Source organism: Micrococcus luteus, assembly GCF_014138885.1.
GTDB classification, from domain to species: domain Bacteria; phylum Actinomycetota; class Actinomycetes; order Actinomycetales; family Micrococcaceae; genus Micrococcus; species Micrococcus luteus.
On sequence record NZ_JACJIK010000001.1, the window covers coordinates 1,751,486 to 1,776,765 of the forward strand.

The window sequence follows — 25,280 nt, forward strand, 5'->3', positions numbered from 1 at the left end:
ACCCACCCGACCGACCAGCACGGCAGGAAGAGCACCGGCATGAGTGAGCACATGATCACCTGGGACCAGGACGCCGACGGCGTCGTCACGCTGACCATGGACGACCCGCAGGCGCGGGTCAACACGATGAACGAGCGGTACCAGGACGCGATGGACGCCGTCGTGGACCGCCTGGAGGCGGAGCGGGACACGGTGACCGGCGTCGTCCTGACCAGCGCGAAGAAGACCTTCTTCGCCGGCGGCGACCTGGACTCCCTGGCCCAGGCCGGCCCCGAGGACGTGGAGTCTGTGTTCGCGCTGACGCAGCGGGTCAAGGGCCAGCTGCGCCGCCTCGAGACCCTCGGCCGCCCCGTGGTCGCCGCGATCAACGGCACGGCGCTCGGCGGCGGCCTGGAGATCGCCCTGGCCTGCCACCGGCGCATCGCCGTGGACGACCCGGGGCTGAAGGTCGGCCTCCCGGAGGTCACCCTGGGCCTGCTGCCCGGAGGCGGCGGCATCACCCGCCTGGTGCGCATGGTGGGCGTGGAGCGCGCCCTGATGGAGTGGCTGCTGCAGGGCACCGCCCGCGACGCCCGGGCCGCGATGGAGAAGGGGATCATCGACGAGGTCGTGACCGACCCCGCGGACCTGGTGCCCGCCGCCAAGCGCTGGATCCTGGAGCACCGCGACGACGCCGACGCCGCCGCGAAGCCCTGGGACGTCAAGGGCTTCAGGATCCCCGGCGGCACCCCCGCCCAGGCCTCCTTCGCCTCCCGCCTGCCCGCGTTCGCCGCCACCCTGCGCCGGCAGCTCCACGGCGCGGACCTGCCCGCCCCGAAGGCGATCCTCAGCGCCGCGGTGGAGGGCTCGCAGGTGGACTTCGACACCGCCTCGCGCATCGAGACCCGGTATTTCGTGTCCCTCGTGACGGGCCACACCTCCTCCGCCATGATCCAGGCGTTCCACTCGGACATGCAGGCGCTGCGCTCCGGCGCGGCCCTGGGCGGTCCCTCCCGCGAGCGCAGCACGATCACCACGGCGGCGGTGCTGGGCGCCGGGATGATGGGCGTGGGCATCGCCCACGCGCTCGCGCTCAACGGCGTGGACGTGATGCTCAAGGACGTCAGCCTGGAGGCCGCCGAGCGCGGCCGTGAGCGGGTGGGCGCCCTCCTCGAGGGGCGCGTGGCGAAGGGGCGCATGAGCCGCGAGGACGCCGACGCCGTCCTGGCCCGCGTGCAGCCCACCGAGGACTATCAGGACCTCGCGCACGTGGACGCGGTGATCGAGGCCGTGTTCGAGGACGTCGAGCTCAAGGACTCGGTGTTCGCCGAGGTGGAGAAGGTGGTCGGCCCGGACACCCTGCTGTGCAGCAACACCTCCACGCTGCCGATCACCCTGCTGCAGGGCCCGCGGGAGCGCTCCCAGGACTTCATCGGCCTGCACTTCTTCTCCCCGGTGGACCGGATGAAGCTCGTGGAGATCATCCGTGGTGAGCAGACCTCCCCGCGCACGGTGGAGCGCGCCTACGACCTGGTGCAGCAGATCCGCAAGCTGCCCATCCTGGTCAACGACGGGCGCGGCTTCTACACCTCCCGCGTCTACGGCACGCTCGTGCTCGAGGCCGCGGCCCTCGTGGAGGAGGGCGTGGACGCGCAGCGGATCGAGCGGGCGGCCCGCCACGCCGGCTTCCCGGCCTCCCCGCTGGCCATGATGGACGAGGTCTCCCTGACCCTGATCCAGCACATCCGCCGCGAGGAGGAGAAGGCCGTCGCCGAGGCCGGCGGTGAGCGTCCGGTGCGTCCGGGCGAGCGCGTGGTGGAGCGCATGGTGGACGAGTTCGGCCGCCCGGGCCGCGCTCAGGGCGCCGGCTTCTACGAGTACCCGGAACAGGGCCCCAAGCACCTGTGGCCAGGCCTGGCCGAGCACTTCGCCACCGGGGCGGACGTGCCCGAGCAGGACCTGCAGGACCGCCTGCTGTACCGCATGGCCATCGAGACGGCCCGCTGCTTCGACGACGGCGTCCTCACCGACGCCCCCTCGGCGAACCTCGGCGGCGTGTTCGGCATCGGCTTCCCGCCGCACACCGGTGGGCCAGTGACGTTCATGACGCACCGCGAGGGCGGACCGGCCGCGTTCGTGGCCCGCGCCGACGAGCTGGCCGACCGCTACGGCGAGCGGTTCCGTCCCGGCGGCACCCTCCGGCAGCTGGCCGAGCGAGGCGAGGGGCCGGGCCGATGAGCGCCGCACCGCTGGCCGGGGTGCGCGTGGTGACCATCGCGCTGAACCTGCCCGGGCCCGTCGCCGCGGCCCGCCTGCAGGAGCTGGGCGCCGACATCGTCACGGTGCTCCCGCCCAGCGGGGACCCCGTGGCCACCCTGGTGCCGGCCCTCTACGAGGAGCTGCACCGCGGGCAGTCGGTGCGCACCGTGGACATGAAGTCCCAGGCCGGGGCTGCCGAGATGGAGCAGATCCTGGCCGAGGCGGACGTGTTCCTCACCTCCCACCGCTCCGGGGCGCTGCGCCGGCTGGGCCTGGACGCCGACGCCGTCCGCGCCCGCCACCGGCGGATCTGCCAGGTGGACATCACCGGATACGACGGGGACCGCACGGACGTGCCAGGCCATGACATCAACTACCAGGCCGCGGCGGGCCTGCTGGCGCCGGGGGCTCCACCGCGGATCCTCGCGGCGGATCTGCACGGTGCCGAGCGGGCCGTCTCCGCCGCGCTGGCCCTGCTGTGGGCCCGCGGCGCGGACGGGGACGGCGGGCATGCCACGGTGGCGCTCGCCGATGCGGCGCACGCCCTGGCCCTGCCCAACCGGCACCGCATGACGGGCCCGCGCAGCCCCCTGGGCGGGGCCCTGCCCCACTACGGGGTGTATCCGGCGGCCGAGGGCCATGTGGCCGTCGGCGCGCTCGAGCCGCACTTCGCGGCCGCGCTTGTCGAGGGCCTCGGGCTGGACGCGGACGGGGACGTCCGCGCGCAGCTCACCGAGGCCCTCTCCCGGCACGACGCCGCCCACTGGCAGGCATGGGGGGAGGAGCGGGGCATCCCGCTCACCGCCCTGGCCAGCCCCACCGCCTGACCCCCACGACTCAGCACCCCCCTCGAACGACCTCCAGGAGCCCCTCATGACCACCACGGATTCCCGCACCCGCTCGCTGATCGACGTCGACGTCCTCGAGTACCACCGCCTCCTGACGCCCGAGCAGCAGGAGGAGCTCACGGAGATCCGCGCCGCCCTGGCCGAGATCGTCACCCCGCACGTGGCGGAGGCCTGGAGCCGGGACGAGTTCCCGCACGAGATCGCCCGCCGCGTCGGGGAGCTGGGCTACAACCACATCAGCGGCATGACCGAGGACCCGTTGTTCCGCGGGCACCTGATGGCCGAGCTGGCCCGCGCGGACATCTCCCTCAGCGTGTACTTCGCCCTGCACAACGACCTCGTCGGGGCCACCCTGGAGGCCCTGGGCTCGGAGGAGCAGAAGCAGACGTGGCTGCCGGGCCTGTACGCGATGGAGTACACCGGCTGCTTCGCGCTGACCGAGCCGGAGCACGGCTCCGACGTCGCCGGCGGCATGGCCACCACGGCCCGCCGAGAGGGGGACGAGTGGGTGATCAACGGGGCCAAGCGGTGGATCGGCAACGGCACCATGTCCCGCATCGCGATCGTGTGGGCCCGGGACGAGGAGGACGACCAGGTCAAGGGCTTCATCGTGGAGACCGACACCCCCGGCTACGAGGCCACCAAGATCGAGCACAAGACCGCGGTGAAGATCGTCCAGAACGCGGACATCACCTTCACGGACGTGCGCATCCCGGCGGAGAACAAGCTGGAGAAGGCCAACACCTTCGCGGACACCAACGTGATCCTGCTGGGCTCCCGCAACGGCCTGGGCTGGCAGGCCGTGGGCGCGCAGCAGGGCATCCTCGACGCCGCCCGCCGCTACGCGCTGGAGCGCACTCAGTTCGGCCGGCCGATCGCCGGGCATCAGCTGGTGCAGTCCCTGCTCGTGCAGATCGCGGCCAACCTGGCGGCCACCCTGGGCATGGCGCACCGGGCGGTGCAGCTGGAGGCCACCGGCGAGGTGTCCATGACGCAGGCCTCCCTGGTGAAGCTGAAGACCTCCCAGATGTGCCGCGAGTCGGCCGCGCTGGGCCGCCAGATGATGGGCGGCAACGGCATCCTCGCCGACGTCGGGCTCGGCCGGTTCTTCTGCGACGTCGAGGCGATCTTCACGTACGAGGGCACCTACGAGGTGAACTCGCTGATCGTGGGCCGCGGCCTCACCGGTCACTCCGCCTTCCTCTGAACCCCCTCCGACGACCGCCCCACCAGATCAGGAGCCACCGTGACCACCTCCGAGACCCCCGACACCTCCGCGACCACCCACGGCCGGCCCACCGAGCGCCGGGGTCATGTGGCCGAGCTGCTCTCGGCCACCGTGGCCCGGCAGCCGGATGCCGTGGCCCTGCGGATCGGCGAGGCCCGCATGACCTACCGCGAACTGGACCAGGTCACGGCCGCGACGGCCGGCTGGCTGCGCCACCGCGGGGTGGGCCCGGGGGACCGGGTGGCCGTGCTGCTGCCCAACGTCCCGGCCTTCGTGGCGGTCTACGAGGCGCTCATGCGCCTGGGTGCGGTGATGGTGCCGCTCAACCCGCTGTTCACGGCCCGTGAGCTGGAGTACTTCCTCGAGGACTCCGGGGCGCGCGTGCTCTGGGCCATGCCCGGGCTGCCGGCCGTGGACGAGGTGGCCGGGAACGTCGACGTCGAGGTGGTCACCCTGGACCTCGAAGCGGTCGGGCGGGAGTGCGCCGCCGAGGGCATCGCCCCGGTCACGGAGATCACCCCGCGCGACCCCGACGACGACGCCGTCCTGCTCTACACCTCGGGCACCACGGGGCGGCCCAAGGGTGCCCGGCTGACGCACACGAACCTGCGTTCCAACGCCATGGCGACGGCGACCGGCCTGGGCCGGCTCGGCCCGGACGACGTCGTGTTCGCGGCGCTGCCGATGTTCCACGTGTTCGGGCTCTCGGTGGTGCTCAACGGGGCGGTGTTCGCCGGGTCCACCCTGTCCCTGATGCCGCGGTTCGTGCCGGAGGCCGCCTACGACCAGCTGCAGGACCACGGCATCACGTTCCTGCCCGGCGTGCCCACCATGCACGGGGCGTTCCTCTCCGTGGCCCGGACCCGTCGTGAGGCCGGGGCCGAGCCGGCGGACTTCTCGAGGCTGCGCATGCCCCTCTCCGGCGGTGCGAGCCTGCCGGTGGAGACGCTGCGCGCGGCGGAGAAGCTGTTCGGCGTGCCCGTGTTGGAGGGCTACGGACTGTCCGAGAACGCGGGCGCGTGCTTCTTCAACCCCGTGGATGCGCCGACCCGGCCGGGCACCGTGGGCCGGCCGGTGGACGGCTTCGAGTTCCGGATCGTGGCGATGGACGGCACCGAGGTGCCCGAGGAGGATCTCGAGACCTCCGGTGAGCTGCGCATCCGGGGCGAGGGCATCATGGCCGGCTACTGGGGCCGCCCGGAGGACACGGAGGCGGCGTTCGACGAGGACGGCTGGTTCCGCACCGGGGACATCGCCCGCCGGGACGAGGCCGGGTACGTGATGATCGTGGACCGGCTCAAGGACGTGATCATCCGCGGCGGCATGAACGTGTACCCCCGCGAGGTGGAGGAGGTCCTCTACGAGCACCCGGACGTGGTCGAGGCCGCCGTGGTGGGTGTGCCGGACGAGCGGCTGGGCGAGGAGATCGCCGCCTTCGTCTCGCTGGCCCCGGGCAGCGCCGTCACGGGGGAGGAGCTCCAGGCGTTCGCGGCCGAACGTCTGGCCCGCTACAAGCAGCCGCGGGAGGTGACCGTCCTGGACGGGCTGCCGAAGAACGCCACGGGCAAGATCCTGCGTCGCGAGCTGCGTCAGGGGTGAGGGGCGTGCCGGGCGGTCTGGGCGCAGGTCGTCTGGTCTGAGCGAGAGGAACGACAGACAGGTGGCCTCTCGCTACGCTCCCGCGGTGCACGAGCAGGCGATGCGCCGCCTGGCCGAGGTGACCGGACTGGTGCCGGTCGAGTACCCCACCACCCGGCAGCTCGGGGCGAGTCCCGAGGACCGGGCGCGGGACCTGAACGCGGCGTTCGCGGACCCCCAGATCCGGGCGGTGATCGCCACGGTGGGCGGGGAGGACCAGATCACTGTGATCGGCCACCTGGACGCGGACGCAGTGCGCGCGGACCCCAAGCCGTTCCTCGGCTACAGCGACAACACCAACCTGCACCAGTGGCTGTGGGCGAACGGCGTGGCGAGCTTCTACGGCGGCTCCACCCAGGTGCACCTGGGGCCGGGGCCGGCTGTGGACGAGGTGCACGCCGCGTCCCTGCGGGCCGCCCTGCTGACGGGAGGGCGGCTGGAGATCACGGAGCCGGGGGAGTCGGAGGATCACGGCGTCGACTGGCTGGACCCGCGGGCGCTCACCGAGTTCGGGACGCGCGAGCCGGTGCCGGGCCCGCACGACGACGGCGCGCGCGGCGTCGGCGCGGGCGCCTCACCGTGGCGCTGGGCCGGGCCGCGGCGCGCGGTGACCGGCCGGACATGGGGCGGCTGCCTCGAGGTGCTGCCGTGGGTGATGGCGGCCGGCCGCGGGCCTGCGGACATGGCGGTGCTCGTGGGCGGTGTGCTGCTCATCGAGACCAGCGAGGAACTGCCGAGCGCCGGCGAGGTGCGGCGGCTGCTGCGGATCCTGGGGGAGCGCGGCGTGCTCCCCGCCGTGGACGCCGTGCTGGCGGCCCGCCCGCCGACGAGCTCCTTCGAGGTGCCGCGCAGCCCGGAGGAGCGGGCGCGGCTGCGCGCGGAGCAGGCCGACGTGGTGGTGGAGGAGGTCGGACGCTACAACCCGGACGCGGTGGTGTGCGTGGGTGTGCCGTTCGGCCACACGCGGCCGCAGTGGGTGTTGCCGCATGGCGGCGTGATGACCGTGGACGGTGAGGCGAGGCGGGTGTGGGCGGAGTTCGGGTAAGGAGACTGACCGGACGGTGATCCACCAGACACCGTCCATGACTACAGTCTGGTCTGAAGCCCAGCGAAAGGGGAGCCGATGAACATCGTTCCGGTGAGTTCTGAATCTGTGAGTAAGGCGCTCGCCGAATGCGATGCGCTCGGGCGAGACAGGTTTCTCGAGAAGCATGGCTTCGGTCCGTCGTCCGTCTACGAGCTCGTGGTTGGCGACATGATCTACGACCCGAAAGCGATCTACGCTGTCGCGTACGGCCACGATCACCCGGACTCTGCTGCTCCTACCTCCGGTGATCTCCCCAGTAGCCCAAGGCTTCGACAGGCCTTAACTTCAGCTGGTTTTGAGATTCGGTTTAAGATTGGGACGGCAGATCGAAACATCGCCAGCTTGCTGTCCGAATTCTTAGGTAAGTATCGCCCTAGCACGATGGGGCAGTTCTCTGGTTCTCACCCCGTTGCCCGGCTGTGGAAAGACGAGATCCGGGGGTGGTTCGCCACGTGCGGTCCAGTAGCCAGATTCCCGCAGATGAAGGTCAAAGCCTCATACGGACAGGGGAATTGGGCCGGGGTTCCCTGGATTGCTTTCCTAGATCCTCGGGAAACTTCGAGCACGCAGCGGGGCATATACGCGGTTCTCTTGGTGAAAGAAGACTCTAGTGGCTTTTATCTGACGGCGGCTCAGGGTGTCACCGAGTACAAAAAGAATGCCAAGCTAACAGTCGCTGAGCGTGATCGACGGATGCAGGAGGTCGCCCGTCGGGTGCAGTCGTGGGGAACGGACGAAGTCGTGGGCGCCGGATTCAGTCTTAGCCCGCAGCCGTTTCTCGGTGATGGCCAGCTCGCGCGTGGTTATTCGGCCAGCGTCATCGCTCATAAGTATTTTCCTGCGGATGGGTCTCTCGACCCAGAGGATTTCCTCGACTCGCTGGATGCGGTCCTGCGGTTCGTGGACCAGGACATCGAGCGGCGGGCGGTCGGGGAATCACCCTTGCACCCTTCGGACGCGCTCTTCGACGCGTCCAGCGCGGAGGCCCCCCGCGTCTCTCTTGAGGAGCTGGTCGAGTCGTTCGACTCGGCGGCCCGTGAGTCCGGCATGTTCTTCGTAGACGAAGTTCTGTCGCGTCCGGCCGCGCTCCTCACTGCGTTGGTAACCAAGCCGTTCGTTGTCCTGGCTGGCATGTCTGGCAGCGGCAAGACGCAATTGGCTCTTAGGCTTGGAGAGTGGTTCGGGCGCAATCGACACGACGAAGCACGGTCTCTCGTGGTTGCGGTCAGGCCCGACTGGACCGGACCAGAGTCGCTGTTCGGATATGAGGATGCGCTGCGGACGCCTCGGGGAGGGCGAGCGGCATGGTTTGTCCCGCCGACCTTGGACTTCCTGCTTCGAGCGGCCAGTGAGCCTGACATGCCCTACCTCCTCGTTCTTGACGAGATGAACCTGGCGCACGTTGAGCGGTACTTCTCGGACTACCTCTCCGGCATCGAATCGGGTGAACCCGTGGTCCCAAACTTGCGGCGCGATGATGATGGCGAATGGCGCGTAAGCTCTGAGGGTCCTACACAGTTCCCCCTTCCAAAGAATGTGATGGTGGTGGGCACCGTCAATGTCGACGAGACGACTTATCAGTTCTCGCCCAAGGTGATCGACCGATCCACCACGTTCGAGGTTCGGACGGCGACGGACGAACTGACAACCGACGTGCGAAAGCCGAGACCCATCGAGCCTGCACCGGAGCGATTCCTAGCAGCCATCGTTGATTTGTTGCGCGACGACTCATGGCACTCTCGAGGTGCCTCTCGAGAAGCGCTTGCGGATCGCCTCCGCGCCCTCCACGCCGATCTCACGGTGAGTGGTCATGAGTTCGGGCACCGCGTTTTCTACGAGTGCCTCGCGTGGGGTGCTGCTTTGGAGTCTGGCGTGCATCTAGATGAGAGTGCTGTTCTCGACGAACTCGTCCTTCACAAGGTCCTCCCCCGAGTGCAAGGTGCGCGGCGAGCCATCGAACCCGTTCTAGCACGGTTGCAGGCTGCCGCCACCGCCCAGGAGTCAGGTACTCCAGGTGGTAACGGGCCGGCAGCATCCGTTCATTTGCCCAAGTCGCTGCGCAAGATTGAGCGAATGCTCGCGTCTGCCCAGCAGCAGCACTTTGTGAGCTACCTCGAGTAATGGCTGAGCATGAAACTGTCACGATTCTGCTTCGGGATGACCATGGGGACGCCACTCTCGAGGTTCGCCAGCACCTAGCAACGAGTCGCGCTCCCGAAACTCGGGGTCGAGACGAGGTGCCGACCATGGTGGAGGGGGCCCGGTACGAGTTTTCCGTGCAGTTGGATGGCGATGATGTCGTGGACGTTCAACCATCGGAGCTTTTCCAACGGTCTGCCGCATCGGCGGCTCGGGGGGTGCTCGAGACGGGATGGGCAGTCGGCGACGTGACTGTCACCGTCAGCACGGTCACCGGGCGCGAGCTCCGCGGAACTTTTTCTGTGCGTGCCGCGAAGTTCTCCCAGGAAGAGGACTTCGCCACCATGGTGAATGACTTGTCACGGGTGGCTGTGGAAGCACTGCATCTCGGGTTCGCCCCTTCGGCCGGTCAGTATCAGGCTTCATTGGACGGTGTACCGCGATTGGACTACCAGCGGTTTGCTGTTCTCCACTCGCTCCTGCGCGCGGGAGATTTACGGATGGCGCTGGAGTACATCACTGCGCGGACGTACCGGACGTGGGTGCCGGCAACTGAATCGCGCCGTCCGGGTCAGCCCCTACCAGGGTCATCACGACTTGCCAGCCAGTTCGCTTCGGCCCAGCGGAGGGTCCTAGCTGTTGTGGGTCATGAGGTTCTTGCCACGAGGCGCCGGCTGAGATGAGACGAGTGGGCCTCTCCCGCAGGATGGAAGTTCCTACACCACCGACCTGCCCGAGAAGACCCACTCATGACTCACGCTAACGCACCCCTGACCCCGACCGGCCGTCTCAGGATGGTCCACCGCCACCTGCACGACGGGATCCCGCAGGCGCACGTGGCCGCCGAGTTCCGGGTGAGCCGGCCCACGGTGGCCACCTGGGTGGCCCGCTACCGCGCCCAGGGAGAAGCCGGCCTTCAGGACCTGCCCAGCCGGCCGCACCGTTCACCTGCCCAGCTCGATCCGGTCTTGGTCGCCCAGATCCACGCCCTGCGGCGGGAGCGCAAGTGGTCCGCACGGCGCATCCATCACCACCTCGTCTCCGAGGGCCACCGGGTGTGTCTTCGTACCGTGGGACGGTGGCTGCACCGACTCGGGATCTCCCGGTTACGGGACCTGACCCCGGCCGGAGAAGACCTGCGCCAACGACCCCAGAAGATCACCGCCCGCGGCCCGGGGCACATGGTGCACCTGGATGTGAAGAAGATCGGGAAGATCCCAGACGGGGGCGGCTGGCGCACCCACGGACGTGAAAGTGAAGCAGGCCGTGCTTCCAAGCGCGGGCCTGGCCGGCGGGTCGGCTACACCTACCTGCACTCGGCGATCGACGGGTACACCCGCCTGGCGTACACCGAGGCGTTGGAGGACGAGAAGGCGGTGACCACGATCGGGTTCTTCTGCCGGGCCCGCGCGTTCTTCGCCGCCCACGGCATCACCGTGGACCGGGTGGTCACGGACAACGGGAACAACTACCGGGCCGTGGACTTCACCGCCAAGGTGGTCTCGCTCGGGGGCCGGCACCACCGGATCCGCCCCTACACCCCGCGCCATAACGGGAAGGTCGAACGGTACAACCGGCTGATGGTCGATGAGGTCCTCTACGCCCGCCCGTATACCTCAGAGACAGCTCGGCGTGAGGCGCTGGCCGTGTGGGTGAACCACTACAACTACCATCGGCCTCATACCTCCTGCGGGGACGCCCCTCCGGCCTCGTTGGCCCCGGCCCGAGTCAACAACGTCATGCCCTCCTACACCTAGCTCCGCGAACGCGTTTTGGCACTGTGCCGGCCGTACTCACGGTCGAGAGAACTGAAGAAACGTTCGATAACCCACCGAATCGCTGGACGAAGAGTGTCCTGGAGGAATGGCGCCTCCTGGCACTGCGCATCAGAGAGGCGGGGCGGTCCCTGGGTGCCGGCCCCGCGGCGCGTGCAACTCGGGAAGCGGACTGGGTGATCGAACTTCTCGACGAGGTCTTAATAACTCCGGCGTGGGCCTCTGTGGCTCCGTCGCGCCAGTCTGTGGGCGACAATTATGTACTGCGTCGCGGCCAGGGGTACCAAACTATTACCTCGGCAGCAGCCGTCATTGATATGGCCATGCAACTGGATGTGGACGAGGACCCCTTCCACGTGTCGCGACGATCCGTCGCCACCCTGTACGAGTACTGGACGTTTGTCCGTCTGGCGTTGGCCGTTGCTGCCGCTTTCGAAACGACACCCCCGCTGGACCAGCTGTTTCGGCAGGATGATAACGGGCTCAGTTTGGCGCTCAAGGCCGGTCGAGCCCATGCGCTGAGTTTCCGCGGCCATGTCCAGGGTGCCCCCGTTCATGCGGAGCTGTTCTTCAACCGGACGTTCGGCTCGGGGGCATCGTGGACTAACCAGATGCGCCCCGACGCGAGCTTGGTTGTGAAGAACGCCCGAGGGCCCGGAACCGCAGGAGGCCCAGCTACCCCGCATCTGTGGGTGCACTTTGACGCCAAGTACAAGGTGGATTGGCTCGACGCGGGGGAGTTGCTGGAATCGTGCGCGGAAACCCCAGATTCCCTGGAAGCGGGTGAGGCCAAGCGCAGTGACCTGCTCAAGATGCACGCGTACAAGGACGCTGTTTACGGTACGGCGGGGGCGTACATCTTGTTCCCTGGCACAAGGCACGTGACGTTCAACGAAGCCTCCGAGGAGGAAGCTCTTCCCGGGATTGGGGCTTTCGGTCTGCGTCCCGCATCGGCAGATGCTGATACCGATCACCTTCAGGCCTTTATTTCGCGGCTCTTGAGGCATGTCGTTCGCTCGGGAACGCGCCACGCGCGGCTCGAGCGGTGGACGGTTGAGGCCTTGGAGGGTGCCTCCTCCCGTTCCTTCTTGCCGCGTCCACCGGGCGAACCGCGGCCGCCCCACGACACCCTGGTGATGTGGGGGCACGTACGCAGTGAGGAGCACGAGGCGTGGGTCGATGCACGTGGCTGGTATAACGTGCGCGCGGATCAGGGCCGGGCAGGTTTTCAGCAGGCAACCTCGAATCACCTTCACGCGGAGTGGATTGTTCTGTATCAAAAGCGGGGTGCGGCGCGGTTGTACCGCCGTCGAGGTGGGTGGACCATCATGGACCGGGCGGATCTCACAGATTTGGGCTATCCGCAGCCGCGCGGTCGGACCTACTTCGTGTGCCGCGTTGAACGTGTTGATGGTTACGCGTGGACGGAGCTCATTCAGGGGAAAGAGTTAGACCGCATGACAAATCCGCGAGCGCCCGAGGCACATGTCGGTCCGGAGCATCCCTACGGCGCTCCCTTCTCTACGACCTGGCTGGACGTTATGGAGGCGGCGGAGCGCGGCCGGGCAGCGTTGGAGGTGTAGGACGCCACCGTGACTGATGCACGTAGAGGTGACACTCTCGGTCACGCCGCGTGTGTGGACGTGTAGTCCATGATCATCTGGAACTCTTGGTCGGTGTCCTCTCCCACGTCACCGCCGCGCGCCTGTGAGGCTTGCCGGCGCCGGCGCGCAAGATAGTCGATCCGATCCCGCCAGCTCCACAAGGAGGCGGAGGCGGCCCAGCTGGACGGCCTGCGGCTGGCCTCGCTCGCCTGGACGTGGGCACATCTCGCCGAGCAGGTGTCCCTAGATGTGATGTCCAGGGAGGTTGTTGAGCCTGGTGGCAGGCACGGCGCCGATCGCGGAGTGGACGCGATGATGATTGTAGAAGTGCAGCCATTCAGGCAACGCGGCCCTGCGCTCCGTCTCTGAGCTGTAGAACCGGGCGTAGGCCCACCCGTCAGCGAGCGTGCGATGGAACCGCTCAATCTTCCCGTTCGTCTGCGGCCGGTAGGGCCGAGTCCGCTTGGGCTTGATCCCGAGCTCGGTGCAGGCATCACGCCAGGCATGCGAGCGGTAGGCCGAGCCGTTGTCCGTCAGCACCCGCTCCACCTCCACGCCCAGGCGCGCGAAGTGGGCGACCGCGCGGCGCAACACCGCGATGGCCGTCTGGCTGCGTTCATCGGAGTGCATCTCCACAAAGGCGAAGCGGGAGTGATCATCGATCACGGTGTGCAGAAAGCCCACCCCGAGCCGGGGCTGATATCGGGCATCACGGGTTCCTTCGCGGTCCGAGGTCGCCGCGCGGTGCTTCATGCCCTGCTGGCGCCCGACGAATCGGTGTCCGCCCCCGTTGGGGATGCGCCCGAACTTGGTGACGTCGACGTGGATCAGCGAGCCGGGGTGGGGGTGCTCGTAGCGGCGGATCGGCTCGCCGGTGACCCAGTCCAGACGGGCGAGGCGGTTGATCCGGCAGCGCACGAGCACGGCATGGACGGTGGAGGCCGGCATCCTGAGTTCTCCGGCGATCTGTGCCGGCCCCAGGCGTCGGCGCCATCGGGCGGCCACGATCTGTTTCACCACCGCCGGCGGTGTTCTGGTCGGCATCGTGGACGGCCGGCTGGACCGGTCTGCCATCCCTGCAGGTCCCTCGGCCCGGAAGCGTGTGGCCCATTTGTGTGCGGTGGGTGGGGAGACCATGAACATCTTGGCCGCGGTGGCGACCGGCCAGTGCTCCTCGACGATGTGCTTGGCCAGGCGTAGGCGGGCGCGAGGGGTCAGGGCGGCGTTAGCGTGGGACATGAAGGCCTTCTGTTCGCGTGAGCGGTTTCTCGACAACTCCACTCTCGCAACAGGAGGCCTTCGCCTGTCAGCTATTCACGCAACAACGTCCCTGGACATCACATCTAGTCATGACGACTACGCATGATAAACCGTGGCGTTTGCTTCAGGTTCCCAGAGCCTACTTCGCCCGGCCCCTTCGATTGTGAGCCTGACGAGGCGCACTCAGGGCGCGCCGTCGTCCTCCTTCGCCCGACATTGCCCCAGTGGCCCCAAGGTCTCGCCAAGCCCCCCACCCATGCGGGTGAACTGGGTGTTCCATTCCCGAACTCCCCGTTGAGAGAGGAGCACCTCATGACCCCCACCCCCACCCCCGCCACGTTCCACGGCAACCGTGTGGACCAGCAGTTCATCGCCGGCCAGTGGCGTGACGGCGCCACCGGTGACCGCGCGTCGGACATCAACCCCTACACCGACGACGTCGTCGCCGAGTTCGCCCTCGCCACCGCGGAGGACCTCGACGAGGCCTACCGCGCCGCCGCCGCGGCCCAGGAGGAGTGGGCCGCCACGCCGCCGAAGGACCGCGCCGCCGTCCTGCGTCGTGCGGCCGAGATCCTCGAAGAGCGCCGCGACGAGGTCATCGACTGGCTCGTGAAGGAGGCCGGCTCCACCCGCATCAAGGCGGACACCGAGGTCAACCTCGCGATCGCCATCACCCAGGAGGCTGCGAGCTTCCCCACCCGCGTGCACGGGAAGATCTTCGATTCCAACACGCCGAACCGCGAGACGCGCGTGTACCGCAAGCCGGTCGGCGTCGTCGGGGTCATCTCACCGTGGAACTTCCCGCTGCACCTGTCCCAGCGCTCCGTGGCTCCCGCGCTCGCGCTGGGCAACGCGGTGGTCCTCAAGCCTGCGTCGGACACCGCGGTCACGGGCGGCACCCTGATCGCCCGCGTCTTCGAGGAGGCCGGGCTGCCTGCCGGCGTGCTGTCCGTCGTGGTGGGCTCCGGCTCCGAGATCGGCGACGCCTTCGTCACCCACCCCGTGCCGCGCCTGATCTCCTTCACCGGCTCCACTGCTGTGGGCAAACAGGTGGCCGCGAACGCCGTCACCGGGGACACCATCAAGAAGGTGGCGCTCGAGCTCGGCGGGAACGCGCCGCTCGTGGTGCTCGACGACGCCGACCTCGACGCAGCCGTCGACCAGGCCGTGCAGGGCGGCTACCTCCACTCCGGGCAGATCTGCATGTCGGTGCAGCGCGTGATCGTGGACGAGTCCGTCTACGACGAGTTCCTGCCCAAGTACGAGGGCGCGGTGAAGGCGCTCAAGGTCGGCGACCCTGCTGAGGAGGGCGTCCTGGTGGGACCGATCATCAATGACTCCCAGGTCGAGAGCCTCAGGAAGAAGATCGCGTCGGCGGAGGCGGACGGTGCCCGGGCGCTCGTGGGCGGCGAGATCCAGGGTCGAGTGGTGCCGCCTTTCGTCTGGGTGGACGCCACGGCCGACATGGACATCGCGCGTGAGGAGATCTTCGGCCCCATGACGGTGGTGCTCAAGGCCCGTGACGAGGCCCATGCGCTCGAGCTGGCCAACGACCACGAGTACGGCCTTTCCTCGGCCGTCTTCACGCAGGATCTGGACCGCGGGCTGCGCTTCGCGGACGGACTGGCGGCGGGCATGAGCTTCATCAACGAGATGACCGTGCAGGACGAGGCGCACGTGGCCTTCGGTGGCGCCCGGAACTCCGGTCTGGGGAGGTTCAACGGCGAGTGGGCCCTGGAGGAGTTCACCACCGACCACACCATCGGCGTGACGCGGGTGGGCTGACCCAGACCGGTTACGCGCAGACCCCCTGCTGAGTGACGAGCCCTGCGATATGGCCCCTAAAACCCGCGGGTAGGAGCCATATCGCAGGGCTCGTCAGAGGGGGTGGGTGGGGGCGGTGCTGGACGGTCTCCTGCACAGGTGCGTGCGGCCGGGCCGTGGTCCACAGGTCGGACTCCGCCTGCTCCCAGTGAGAGCGCGGAGTACCAGCCTGGTCGCATGCCGCGACCCCTCGCTCCTCTCGCACCGACGCTTCCTGCGATCCTGACCGTCCCGGAGGGCCGAGAGGCCGGCCTGAGCCGCGCCCGGCTCCGCGCACCGGACCTGGCCCCGGTCGGCCACGGCCTGCGCATGAGCCGGGATGTGGAGGCCACGTGGGCGGACTATCTGCGCGCCGTCCAGTCGCTGAACCCCTCGGGGGTGTTCTCCCACGCCACGGCCGCGCGGATCTGGGGGATGTGGATCCCGGGCCGGCTGCTCGAGGATCCGCGAGTCCATCTCGCGAAGGAGCGCGGCCGCGGAGGACGGACGAGTCGGCCGGGCCTGGTCATGCACCAGCTCCAGCCGGACGCACCCGTGATCGAGTACCGGGGTCTGCGTCTGACCGCCCCCGCCTGGACTTGGGTGGACCTCGCCCATCACCTCTCTGTCGAGGACCTCGTGGTCGCTGGGGATAGCCTGCTGCCGTCACCGCACGGGGCGGAGGCGCGCCGTCTCGGTCACCTGCCTGCCCGGGCCACCACGGTGGAGCAGATGCGGCGTCTCGCGCACGCACGGAAGAACGTCCGCGGCATCGTGCGGGCTCGCGCTGTGCTGGACCTATTGCGCACGGGCGTGGACTCTCCGCCGGAGTCGCGGTTGCGGCATCGGCTCTACGAGGCGGGATTCCCCGAGCCTCAGGTGAATCCTCCGATCCGCTTGAGGTCCGGGGAGACGGTCCGCGTGGACCTGGTCTGGGAGGAACTGCGGCTGTGCCTCGAGTTCGACGGCGACCAGCACCGTACGGATCGGGCTCAGTGGCAGCGGGATCGAGCGCGCAGGCGCGGTCTTGAAGCCGACGACTGGGCCGTCACCTGGGTCGCGGGCGAGGTCTTCACGCGAGGTGGCTGGCCCCGCTTCGTGGGGGACCTGTCCCGTCTCATGCGTCGCCAGGCCGCCCGTTGCGGCGCGGTGCTGCCGCCGGGACTGCCGGGGGAGTGAGGCGGCGGCGCGCGCCGGTGTCGTGGTCTGCCTCCACGGGACGACGAGCCCTGCGATATGGCCCCTAAAACGCCCCGGAAGGGGCCATATCGCAAGGCTCGTCGCAAGAACCGCCCCGCCTCACCGCTTCCGGTACAGCCCCTTCTTCTGGAACTTCGGCTCGCTCGTCACGAGCATCCCCAGGGACCGGAAGATGCCCTCATCCACGGAGCCGAGGATCGTCGTCGTGTGCACGTCGCAGCCCTCGAGGCTCGCCAGTTGCTCGACGGCCGCCTTCGCGTTCTCGTCGGTCGCCGCGGACACGGACAGCGCGATCAGCACCTCGTCCGTGTGCAGCCGCGGGTTCTTGGAGCCGAGGTGCACGGTCTTGAGCGTCTGGATCGGCTCGATCGAGGCGGGGGAGAGCAGGTGCACGTCGTCCTCGATGCCGGCCAGCACCTTGAGGGCGTTGAGCAGCACCGCGGCGGAGCAGCCCAGCAGCTCCGAGGTCTTGCCGGTCACCAGGGTCCCGTCCGCCAGCTGCACGGCCGCGCCGGGCTCGCCGGTGCGCTCGGCCACCAACTGCGCGGCGCCCACCACCGGGCGGTCCTCCGAGCTCAGGCCCAGCTTGGACATCACCAGGGCCACGCGCTCGGACTCGGTGTCGTCCGTGCCCTCCAGCGCCTCGTTGACCTGGGCCTTGTAGTAGCGCCGGATGATCTCCTGCTTCGCGGCCTCCTGGCACACCTCGTCGTCCACGATCGCCGCGCCGGCCATGTTCACGCCCATGTCCGTGGGGGACTTGTACGGTGTGGTGCCCGTGACCTTCTCCAGCAGCGCGGACAGCAGCGGGAACACCTCGACGTCGCGGTTGTAGCTCGTCACCCGCTCGCCGTACTCGGCCAGGTGGAACGGGTCGATCAGGTTGATGTCGTCCAGGTCCACGGTGGCGGCCTCGTAGGCGGCGTTCACCGGGTGCTCGAGCGGCAGGTTCCAGATGGGGAACGTCTCGAACTTCGCGTAGCCGGCCGGGATGCCCCGCTGCCGATCGTTGTACACCTGGCTCAGGCACGTTGCCAGCTTGCCGGAGCCCGGGCCGGGGGCCGTCACGACGACGAGGTCCCGCGTGGTCTCGGACCACTCGTTCGCGCCGAAGCCCTGCTCCGAGACGATCGTGGACATGGCGTGCGGGTAGCCGGGGATCACGCGGTGGCGGGCCACCTTCAGGCCGAGGCGCTCGAGCTTCTCGAGGAACGCCAGCGCACGGTGGTTGGCGTCCTCCAGCTGCGTGACCACCACGTGCTCCACCAGGAACCCGCGCTCCCGGAACACGTCCACGAGGCGCAGGACGTCGTCCTCGTACGTGATGCCCAGGTCCGCGCGGACCTTGTTCCGCTCGAGGTCCTTGGCGTTGAAGCACACCAGGATCTCGGTCTCGTCCTTGATGCGGTCCAGCATCGCGATCTTGTTGTCCGGGGTGAAGCCGGGCAGGACGCGGGAGGCGTGCAGGTCGTCGAAGAGCTTGCCGCCCATCTCCAGGTACAGCTTCCCGCCGATCTGGCGGCGGCGTTCCTGGATGTGCTGGGACTGGAGCTCGATGTACTTCGCGCGGTCGAATCCGACGCGGTGGAGGGGGCCGGAGGCCGCGGCCTCCGTGGTCGTGCTGGCGGGGCGGGCGGTCTCATGCGTGCCGGTCATGGACTCTCAGCATAGACCTGTCCGCGGGGTGCGCGTGCGCGGCCCGGCGTCGGGCCCCCGCATCCCTCAGTCCCTCGGGTCCTCCGGGTCGTCCGCGATCCAGTCGTGCTCGGGGTCGTCGAAGCTGCGCGTGCGCCCGGTGCGCAGGTCGGTGACGTCCATGACACCGGTGCCGCGGTCCAGGCGCACCTGCTGGTGTGAGGCGGGGTCGACGACGGTGATCGTCTGGGTCTGCGGGTCGTAGTCGTCCACCCGCACCTGGTCCTCGTATTCCTCCCGCGGTCCATAGGACCCGTGCGTGTCGTCGTCGGGGAAGGCGGGGGCGCCGGGGGAGCGCAGCCGGCGCTCGAGGGTGCGCTCCACCCGGCGCGCGGCCGCCTCCTGCGCCTGCGTGGCCAGGCGCCGCAGACGTTCGAGGGACTCCTTGTCCTGGGAGATCTCCGCGCCGAAGAACCGCCACTGGTAGCGGTAGGCGATCATCCGCACCGCGAAGATCAGGAACGCGATGAGGAAGCCCGTGAACGCGTTGAGCGCGCCGTTCATCGCCACCACGGTCGCCAGCACCGCGCCCAGGAACGTGGGGAGCACGTAGACGCCGCGGGGGTCGAAGATGGAGGGCACCTCGTTGGCGACGATGTCCCGCAGCACGCCGCCGCCGAGCGCCGTGACCATCGCGATCACCACCGTGGACACCGGGTGCACGCCCATCGAGTGCGCCAGCAGCACACCGGACACCGTGAACAGGGCGAGCCCGGCGGCGTCGAACAGGGTGATGGTCAGGTTCAGCCGATTCGGGTGGATCAGCTTGACGTACACGAGCAGGGACACCAGCACGGGCGGGGCCAGGTAGACCGGGTTCTCCAGGGACGCGGGCAGACCGCGGTCCAGCAGGATGTCCCGCGTGAAGCCGCCGCCCAGGCCCGCCAGCAGGGACAGCGCCATCGAGCCCACCAGGTCGAACTGCTTGCGCGCCGCCAGCAGCGCCCCCGAGGTGGCGAAGAAGAAGATCCCGATCAGGTCCAGGGTCGTGAGCAGCCACGGGACGTCGGTGAGGGTGGCGAAGAACTGCTGCACGTCCACGGCGGCTCCTTCCGTCGGGTCCGGGGGGTCACCGGCCATTGTCCCGGGCGGCCCGCGCGGTGGCTCGTTTGTTCACCCGGGTGTCCCCGGAGGTGTGACGTCTTCGTCGGTTCCGGGCGTCTCCTCGTTCGCCGGGGGGCCGTCCTCACCGGGGTCGGCGGGTGGCCCGTCCCTGCCCTTGCGGTCGCGGATGTCCGGCACGGGCGGCTCGTCGTGCGGATCCAGGCGCTGGCGCTGGGTCTTTCCCGAGATCTCGGCCCCCGGGGCGAGCCACTCCCTGCGCAGCGACACCACGCGCAGCACGAGCACGAGCACCATCACCGCGGCCGAGGTCAGCGGGTTCAGGAGCTCCGCCTGGCCGAGGGCCGCCGTCGTGCCCGCGCCGAGGATGGCCGGCAGCGCGTACCAGCCGCGCCCGCCGAACACGGCGGGCGGTTCCCCGGCGACGACGTCGCGCAGGATGCCGCCGCCGACGGCGGTCACCAGGCCCAGCACCGCGGCGGCGACCGGGCTCAGGCCGGCGAGCAGGGCGATGCGCGTGCCCACCACGCAGTACACGGCCAGGCCGATGGCGTCGAAGGCCATGACGGCGTGGTGGCCGCGCTCGCCGTCGAAGATCCGGAGGAACACCGCCAGCGACGCGACCGCCGGCAGGATCAGGTACCAGGGGTTGTCGAAGGCCGCGGGCACGTCCCGGCCGACCACGAGGTCCCGGACGACGCCGCCGCCCGTGCCCACCATGAGGGCCAGCAGCAGGGAGCCGACGATGTCGTAGCCCTTGCGCACGGCGAGCACGGCGCCCGAGATCGCGAAGAAGAACACGCCCACGAGGTCCACGGCGGTGATCGCCGCGGTGATCGCCTCGGCGAGCTCGCCGTGCGCGTCGATCGGCTCGGGCACCTCCCGTTCGAGTTCGGCGGGGTCCTTGGGGGTGGCGGACAGCAGCCAGAGGGGGAGAGACGGAAGCAGCACCCGCCCATCGTCCCCCGTCAGGCGGTCCCGGGTCAGTCCTGGGCCGAGGCCGGCCCCGTCACAGGGCGGAGCCGGCCTCTCCCGGAGGGGCGGGAGCGGCGCCTGGTGGTGCCGCGGGTCAGCGGACGAGCAGCACTCCGGCGCTCCGGGTCAGCGGGCCAGGCCGAAGCGACGCCGGCCGGTGACCAGGGCGCCCGTGCCCGCGGCAGCGGCGGCGGCCAGCCACCAGGCCTGGCCGGAGCCGGTCTCCACGGTCTCGGGGACGGTGTGCTCGCCGGCGGGCTCCGAGGGCTCGGAGGCCTCCGGGGCGTCCGCCGAATCCGGGGCGGGGGTCGCCGGGGACTCCGGTGCGGGTGCCTCGGACGCGTCGTCCTCGCCCTGGGCCTCGAGGGCCTCCCACACGCGGGCCTCGTCGAACGGGAGACCCGTGCCCTGGACCCCCAGGTGGGGGTCGGCGGCCCGCGGGTCCCCGATCGAGAACGTCACGACGAGCGTCTTCTCCTCACCCGTGGCCTCGTCGGTGATCGTGAACACGGCCTGGTCGGTGCCGGTGAAGCCCTCGTCCGCCACGTAGACGGTGCTGGCCCAGCTGCCGTTCGCCCCGTCGGGGGTCCAGTTCATGGGGTCGCCGATGCGGGGCAGCTCGACGAGGGTGCCGTGCTTCGGCTGCTCGGCCACGATCATGGTGGCGTCCGCGCCGGGGACGTCGCCGCTGGAGTTGCCCTGCAGGTGGACCAGGCGGGAGGCGGGAGCGGCGAGGTGGGTCTGGTGGTCCACCGTCGGGCGTGCGCCGAAGTCGTATGCCTGCGGACCCTCGGCGTCCAGGAACATGCCGGGCACGTCGTCGCCGAGGTCCCTGTCCTCGCCGAAGATGAGGGTCGCGACGCCCCGCCCGTCCACGTAGAGGGTGAAGACGGCGCCGGTGGTGCCCTCCTCGCCGAGGACCCGACGCTGCTCCAGGACGTCCACGTAGCCGGTCTCGAGCTCGGCGTCGTAGGCGAACTCCACGTCCGTCTCCGGGCCCATCTCGCCGGGGACGTACCCGGAGATCTCCTCGAGATCCGTGAAGGACGGGTAGAACGGCGCCACGGTCACGCGGACGTCCTTGACGGCGTGCAGCGTGTAGAAGCGGCCCGTCAGGGGCGAGAGCTCCGTGGAGCCGAAGGTGGCCCCGGCGAAGTGCCCGTACTGTGATCCGTCCGTGGTCTCGGCGGGGGCGGCCAGGGCCGGGGCGGCCGCGGTGGCGGCGAGGCCACCCGCCAGGACGGCGGCGGCGAGGGCGGTGGACAGGGGGCGGGAGGTGCGGCGAGCGGACATCAGGTCTCCTCGGGGCGTGCTCTGCGGCGGGTCGCGGCCTCCGGGTGGCGGCCACGCCCTCAGCTTGTCCGCGTGGCGCCCGCCACACCAGAGGTGTGCTCAGGTCGTGATCATCCTGTCCTCGGATCGTGACCTGGGCGTCCGAGCCCGCCGGGAGGCTGACACCCAGGCAGCGTCCCGGCCGCCCCGGGCGGGCCGGCCCGGGGCGGCCGGCCCGGTCAGCCCTGCGCGGGGCCGAACTCCTTGGCCAGCTCCGCCGCCACGCCGGTGTACCCGGCCGGGGTCAGCTCCAGCAGGCGCGCCTGGGCCGCCTCCGACAGGCCGAGGCCCTGCACGAACTCGCGCATGCGCGCCCCGTCCACGCGGTGGCCGCGGGTCAGCTCCTTGAGGCGCTCGTAGGGGTTGTCCATGCCCTCGACGCCGGCGATCGCCTCGGCACGCATCACGGTCTGGACGGCCTCGCCGAGCACCTCCCAGTTCGTGTCGAGGTCCTCCGCCAGTACGGGCGCGGCAACCTGGAGCTGGCCCATGCCCTTGGTGACGTTGGTCAGGGCGAGCACCGAGTGGCCGAGGGCCACGCCGATGTTGCGCTGCGACGTCGAGTCGGTGAGGTCGCGCTGCCAACGGGACTCCACGAGGGTGGCGCCCAGCGAGTCGAGCAGGGCGCAGGAGAGCTCGAGGTTGGCCTCCGCGTTCTCGAAGCGGATCGGGTTCACCTTGTGCGGCATGGTGGAGGAGCCGGTCGCGCCGGCCACGGGGATCTGCGCGAAGTAGCCGATGGAGATGTAGCTCCACACGTCCACGCAGAAGCCGTGGAGGATCCGGTTGAAGCGCGCGACGTCGGCGTACAGCTCCGCCTGCCAGTCGTGGGACTCGATCTGGGTGGTCAGCGGGTTCCAGGTGAGGCCGAGGTGTTCCACGAAGGACCGGGACAGGGCCGGCCAGTCCGCGTCCGGGGCGGCGGCGAGGTGGGCGGCGTAGGTGCCGGTGGCGCCGTTGATCTTGCCCAGGTACTCCTGGCCGGCGATGCGCCGGGTCTGACGGGTCAGACGGTGCACGAACACGGCCATCTCCTTGCCCAGCGTGGTGGGCGTGGCCGGCTGGCCGTGCGTGCGGGAGAGCATGGGGGTCTCGGCGGCCTCGGCGGCCATCGCGGAGACGGTGGCCACGGCGGCGCGGGCAGCCGGCAGCCAGACCTGCTCGACGGCGTCGCGCACGCCCACCGCGTAGGCGAGGTTGTTGATGTCCTCGGAGGTGCACGCGAAGTGCACGAGCGGCTTCAGCCGGCCCAGGCCCAGCCCTTCGAGGCGGTCGGAGATGAAGTACTCGACGGCCTTCACGTCGTGCACCGTGACCTTCTCGGTGGCCGCCAGCTCGGCCACGGACTCCGCGTCGAAGTCCGTGACGATCGCCCGCAGGCCCGCCTGCTGCTCGGCCGTGAGCGGCTCGAGACCCGGCAGCACGCGGTGCTCGGCCAGGTGGATGAACCACTCGACCTCCACGTGGATGCGGTTGCGGTTCAACGCCGCCTCGGACAGGTGCTCCACGAGCGGCTCCACCGCCGCGCGGTAGCGGCCGTCCAGGGGGCCGAGGGCGATGCCGGCCTCGGCGAGGGAACGGCGGTGGGCGGTGGACGCGGGCGCGGGCTGCGAGGTCATGGCCCCCATTCTGGCAGGCGCCGCGGACGCCCGACGAAGGCGACGACCGGGTCCGTCCTCGACCGCGACGGGGTGGCGAGTGCAACATCGAGTGCAACATGCGGACGCGCCTGGTGGCCCGGGGCGCGATGGACCTACCGTGGCTGACGTCGCCGTCGCCCGGCGTCGGCGTGCCGAGAGGGATGAGGAGACCGAGATGACGGAACGGACCGGGCAGGCCCACGAGGCCGGGACGATCGACCAGCTGATGGCCGGGTGGGTGGCCGACGTCGAGACCCCGGACGCCTGCGCCGCCCACCTGCTCTGCGACCGCTGGCCGGCCGACGCCGTGGCGTTCCGGTTCGTGGCGGAGGACATGTCCGCCGTCGACCTCACCTTCGGCGAGCTGGCCGACCGCTCCCGCCGCCTCGCCGCCGGCCTCGCCGCCCGCGGCGTCACGCGCGGCGACCGCGTGCCCGTGATGATGTCCAAACGGGAGGAGCTCGTCATCACGCTGCTGGCCCTGTGGCGGCTCGGCGCCGTGCACGTGCCGCTGTTCACCGCGTTCGCCGAGGGCGCCGCACGGATGCGCATCGAGGGCGCGGCGGCGCGGCTCGTCGTCGCCGAACCCCGCCAGGCCGAGAAGCTCACGGACATCCCCGGCATCGAGATCATCCGCACCGGCCCGGAGTGGGACGCGCTCGCGGACTCCGCGCCGCTGGCCGAGGACGTCGCCGTCGGCGGGGACGGGCCGATCGCCCTGCTGTTCACCTCCGGCACCACCGGCCGCCCCAAGGGGGTGCCCGTGCCGCTGCGCGCGGCCGCCGCGTTCGCCGTCTACCTCACGTGCGCGGTGGACCTGCGCCCCGAGGACCTGTTCTGGAACGCGGCCGACCACGGCTGGGCGTACGGGCTGTACTACGGGATCGTCGGCACGCTGGTGCTCGGGGCGACCTCGGTCCAGTACCGCGGCGCCTTCTCCCCGGCGACCATGGTCGAGGTGATCCGCTCGCAGGGCGTCACGAACCTCGCCGGCGCCCCCACGATGTTCCGCGCGTTGGCCAAGGCCGGGGAGGTCACCGAGGACACCCCGCTGCGGCTGCGGCGCGTGTCCACGGCGGGGGAGCCGCTGCCGCCGTCCGTGCTCGAGTGGGGCCGGTCGGCCCTCGGCACGGAGATCCGCGACCACTACGGCCAGACCGAGCTGGGCATGGTCATCTGCACCCCCGCGCACCCCGAGCTGGCCGCGCCGCCCCGCCCGGGTTCGATGGGTGTGCCCCTGCCGGGGATCGCCGCGGAGATCCGGGACGGGCAGATCGCGATCGACGCGGCCTCGCCCCTGTTCTGGTTCCCCGGCTACCTCGGGGAGCCGGAGAAGACCGCGGAGCGCTTCACCCCGGACGGCCGCTGGTATTTGACCGGGGACACCGCCCGGCAGGACGACGACGGCTGGTTCTTCTTCTCCTCCCGGGACGACGACGTGATCCTCGCCGCCGGGTACCGGATCGGCCCGTTCGATGTGGAGTCCGTGCTCATCGACCACCCGCGGGTGCAGGAGGTCGCCGTCGTCGGCCTGCCGGACCCGGAGGGGGTGCGGGGCGAGGAGGTCGTGGCGTTCGTGGTGCCCGCCGGGGCCGTCGCGGACCCGGACGCCCTGGCGGCCGAGCTGCAGGCGAAGGTCCGCGACGAGTACTCCAAGCACGCCTACCCGCGCCGGGTGCACTTCGTGGACCGGCTGCCCAAGACCCCCTCCGGCAAGCTGCAGCGGTTCCTGCTGCGCCAGGGCGCCGCCGACTGA

General features: G+C 70.1%; 18 protein-coding genes and 1 pseudogene. 13 read left to right on the forward strand and 6 right to left on the reverse strand.

Going from position 1 to position 25,280, the window contains the following annotated elements:
* Positions 1-39: 39 nt before the first annotated feature.
* The 10 genes and pseudogenes from HDA34_RS08165 to HDA34_RS08205 all read left to right on the forward strand — a co-directional run bounded on the left by HDA34_RS08165 (position 40) and on the right by HDA34_RS08205 (position 12,536).
* A complete protein-coding gene (locus tag HDA34_RS08165) occupies positions 40-2,217 on the forward strand; it encodes a 3-hydroxyacyl-CoA dehydrogenase NAD-binding domain-containing protein (protein WP_044658734.1) in 2,178 nt (725 codons plus the stop codon).
* Entirely contained in the window at positions 2,214-3,065 is an 852-nt protein-coding gene (locus HDA34_RS08170; protein WP_044658735.1) for a CoA transferase, read from the forward strand. Before HDA34_RS08165 ends, HDA34_RS08170 begins: the two co-directional genes overlap by 4 nt.
* Positions 3,066-3,111: 46 nt before the next feature.
* Entirely contained in the window at positions 3,112-4,293 is a 1,182-nt protein-coding gene (locus tag HDA34_RS08175; RefSeq protein WP_087113629.1) for an acyl-CoA dehydrogenase family protein, read from the forward strand.
* A 39-nt stretch (positions 4,294-4,332) separates the two neighbouring features.
* Positions 4,333-5,913, forward strand: a complete 1,581-nt coding sequence (locus tag HDA34_RS08180) for a long-chain-fatty-acid--CoA ligase (RefSeq protein WP_233437105.1) — start codon at positions 4,333-4,335, stop codon at positions 5,911-5,913.
* A 61-nt stretch (positions 5,914-5,974) separates the two neighbouring features.
* The gene (locus HDA34_RS08185) at positions 5,975-6,997 is read left to right on the forward strand and encodes an LD-carboxypeptidase (RefSeq protein ID WP_267899379.1); all 1,023 of its coding nucleotides are present in this window, start codon (positions 5,975-5,977) and stop codon (positions 6,995-6,997) included.
* A gap of 78 nt (positions 6,998-7,075) precedes the next feature.
* The gene (locus HDA34_RS08190) at positions 7,076-9,160 is read left to right on the forward strand and encodes an MrcB family domain-containing protein (RefSeq protein ID WP_134377507.1); all 2,085 of its coding nucleotides are present in this window, start codon (positions 7,076-7,078) and stop codon (positions 9,158-9,160) included.
* Positions 9,161-9,285: 125 nt separating this feature from the next.
* Positions 9,286-9,861, forward strand: a complete 576-nt coding sequence (locus HDA34_RS12165; RefSeq protein WP_166795224.1) for a DUF2357 domain-containing protein — start codon at positions 9,286-9,288, stop codon at positions 9,859-9,861.
* Positions 9,862-9,927: 66 nt separating this feature from the next.
* On the forward strand, positions 9,928-10,935 hold the full coding sequence (locus tag HDA34_RS08200; protein WP_182496712.1) for an IS481 family transposase: 1,008 nt from the start codon (positions 9,928-9,930) through the stop codon (positions 10,933-10,935).
* A pseudogene (locus HDA34_RS12170) lies at positions 10,827-11,231 on the forward strand (DUF2357 domain-containing protein); the annotation flags it as partial. The gene HDA34_RS08200 and the pseudogene HDA34_RS12170, both read left to right, overlap by 109 nt.
* A gap of 45 nt (positions 11,232-11,276) precedes the next feature.
* Positions 11,277-12,536: a nuclease domain-containing protein gene (locus HDA34_RS08205; RefSeq protein ID WP_233437096.1), complete on the forward strand. Its 1,260-nt coding sequence runs from the start codon at positions 11,277-11,279 to the stop codon at positions 12,534-12,536.
* A gap of 264 nt (positions 12,537-12,800) precedes the next feature.
* Here HDA34_RS08205 and HDA34_RS08210 read toward each other — a convergent pair whose 3' ends face one another.
* Complete coding sequence (locus tag HDA34_RS08210) at positions 12,801-13,796, reverse strand: IS481 family transposase (RefSeq protein WP_134377446.1); 996 nt, start codon at positions 13,794-13,796, stop codon at positions 12,801-12,803.
* Positions 13,797-14,129: 333 nt separating this feature from the next.
* Here HDA34_RS08210 and HDA34_RS08215 point away from each other — a divergent pair, with 333 nt between their 5' ends.
* Together HDA34_RS08215 and HDA34_RS08220 are read left to right on the forward strand one after the other, a co-directional pair.
* The gene (locus tag HDA34_RS08215; protein WP_134377445.1) at positions 14,130-15,602 is read left to right on the forward strand and encodes an aldehyde dehydrogenase family protein; all 1,473 of its coding nucleotides are present in this window, start codon (positions 14,130-14,132) and stop codon (positions 15,600-15,602) included.
* A 216-nt stretch (positions 15,603-15,818) separates the two neighbouring features.
* Positions 15,819-16,799, forward strand: a complete 981-nt coding sequence (locus HDA34_RS08220; RefSeq protein WP_134377444.1) for a hypothetical protein — start codon at positions 15,819-15,821, stop codon at positions 16,797-16,799.
* 120 nt (positions 16,800-16,919) lie between these two features.
* Here the strand turns inward: HDA34_RS08220 and HDA34_RS08225 are convergent, their stop codons facing one another.
* From HDA34_RS08225 to purB, 5 genes are all read right to left on the reverse strand, one after another.
* Positions 16,920-18,476 carry a DUF1846 domain-containing protein gene (locus HDA34_RS08225; protein WP_134377443.1) on the reverse strand — a complete coding sequence of 519 codons (1,557 nt, stop codon included), beginning with the start codon at positions 18,474-18,476 and terminating at the stop codon, positions 16,920-16,922.
* A gap of 66 nt (positions 18,477-18,542) precedes the next feature.
* Positions 18,543-19,556, reverse strand: coding sequence for a trimeric intracellular cation channel family protein (locus HDA34_RS08230; RefSeq protein ID WP_134377442.1), 1,014 nt, complete (start codon positions 19,554-19,556; stop codon positions 18,543-18,545).
* A gap of 72 nt (positions 19,557-19,628) precedes the next feature.
* Positions 19,629-20,528 (reverse strand): trimeric intracellular cation channel family protein, encoded by a 900-nt coding sequence (locus HDA34_RS08235; RefSeq protein ID WP_134377441.1) that lies wholly within the window; start codon positions 20,526-20,528, stop codon positions 19,629-19,631.
* Positions 20,529-20,678: 150 nt separating this feature from the next.
* Positions 20,679-21,845, reverse strand: coding sequence for a hypothetical protein (locus HDA34_RS08240; RefSeq protein ID WP_134377440.1), 1,167 nt, complete (start codon positions 21,843-21,845; stop codon positions 20,679-20,681).
* 218 nt (positions 21,846-22,063) lie between these two features.
* Complete coding sequence (gene purB, locus HDA34_RS08245) at positions 22,064-23,503, reverse strand: adenylosuccinate lyase (RefSeq protein ID WP_134377439.1); 1,440 nt, start codon at positions 23,501-23,503, stop codon at positions 22,064-22,066.
* Between the two features lie 196 nt (positions 23,504-23,699).
* Here purB and HDA34_RS08250 point away from each other — a divergent pair, with 196 nt between their 5' ends.
* On the forward strand, positions 23,700-25,280 hold the full coding sequence (locus HDA34_RS08250; RefSeq protein ID WP_134377438.1) for an AMP-binding protein: 1,581 nt from the start codon (positions 23,700-23,702) through the stop codon (positions 25,278-25,280).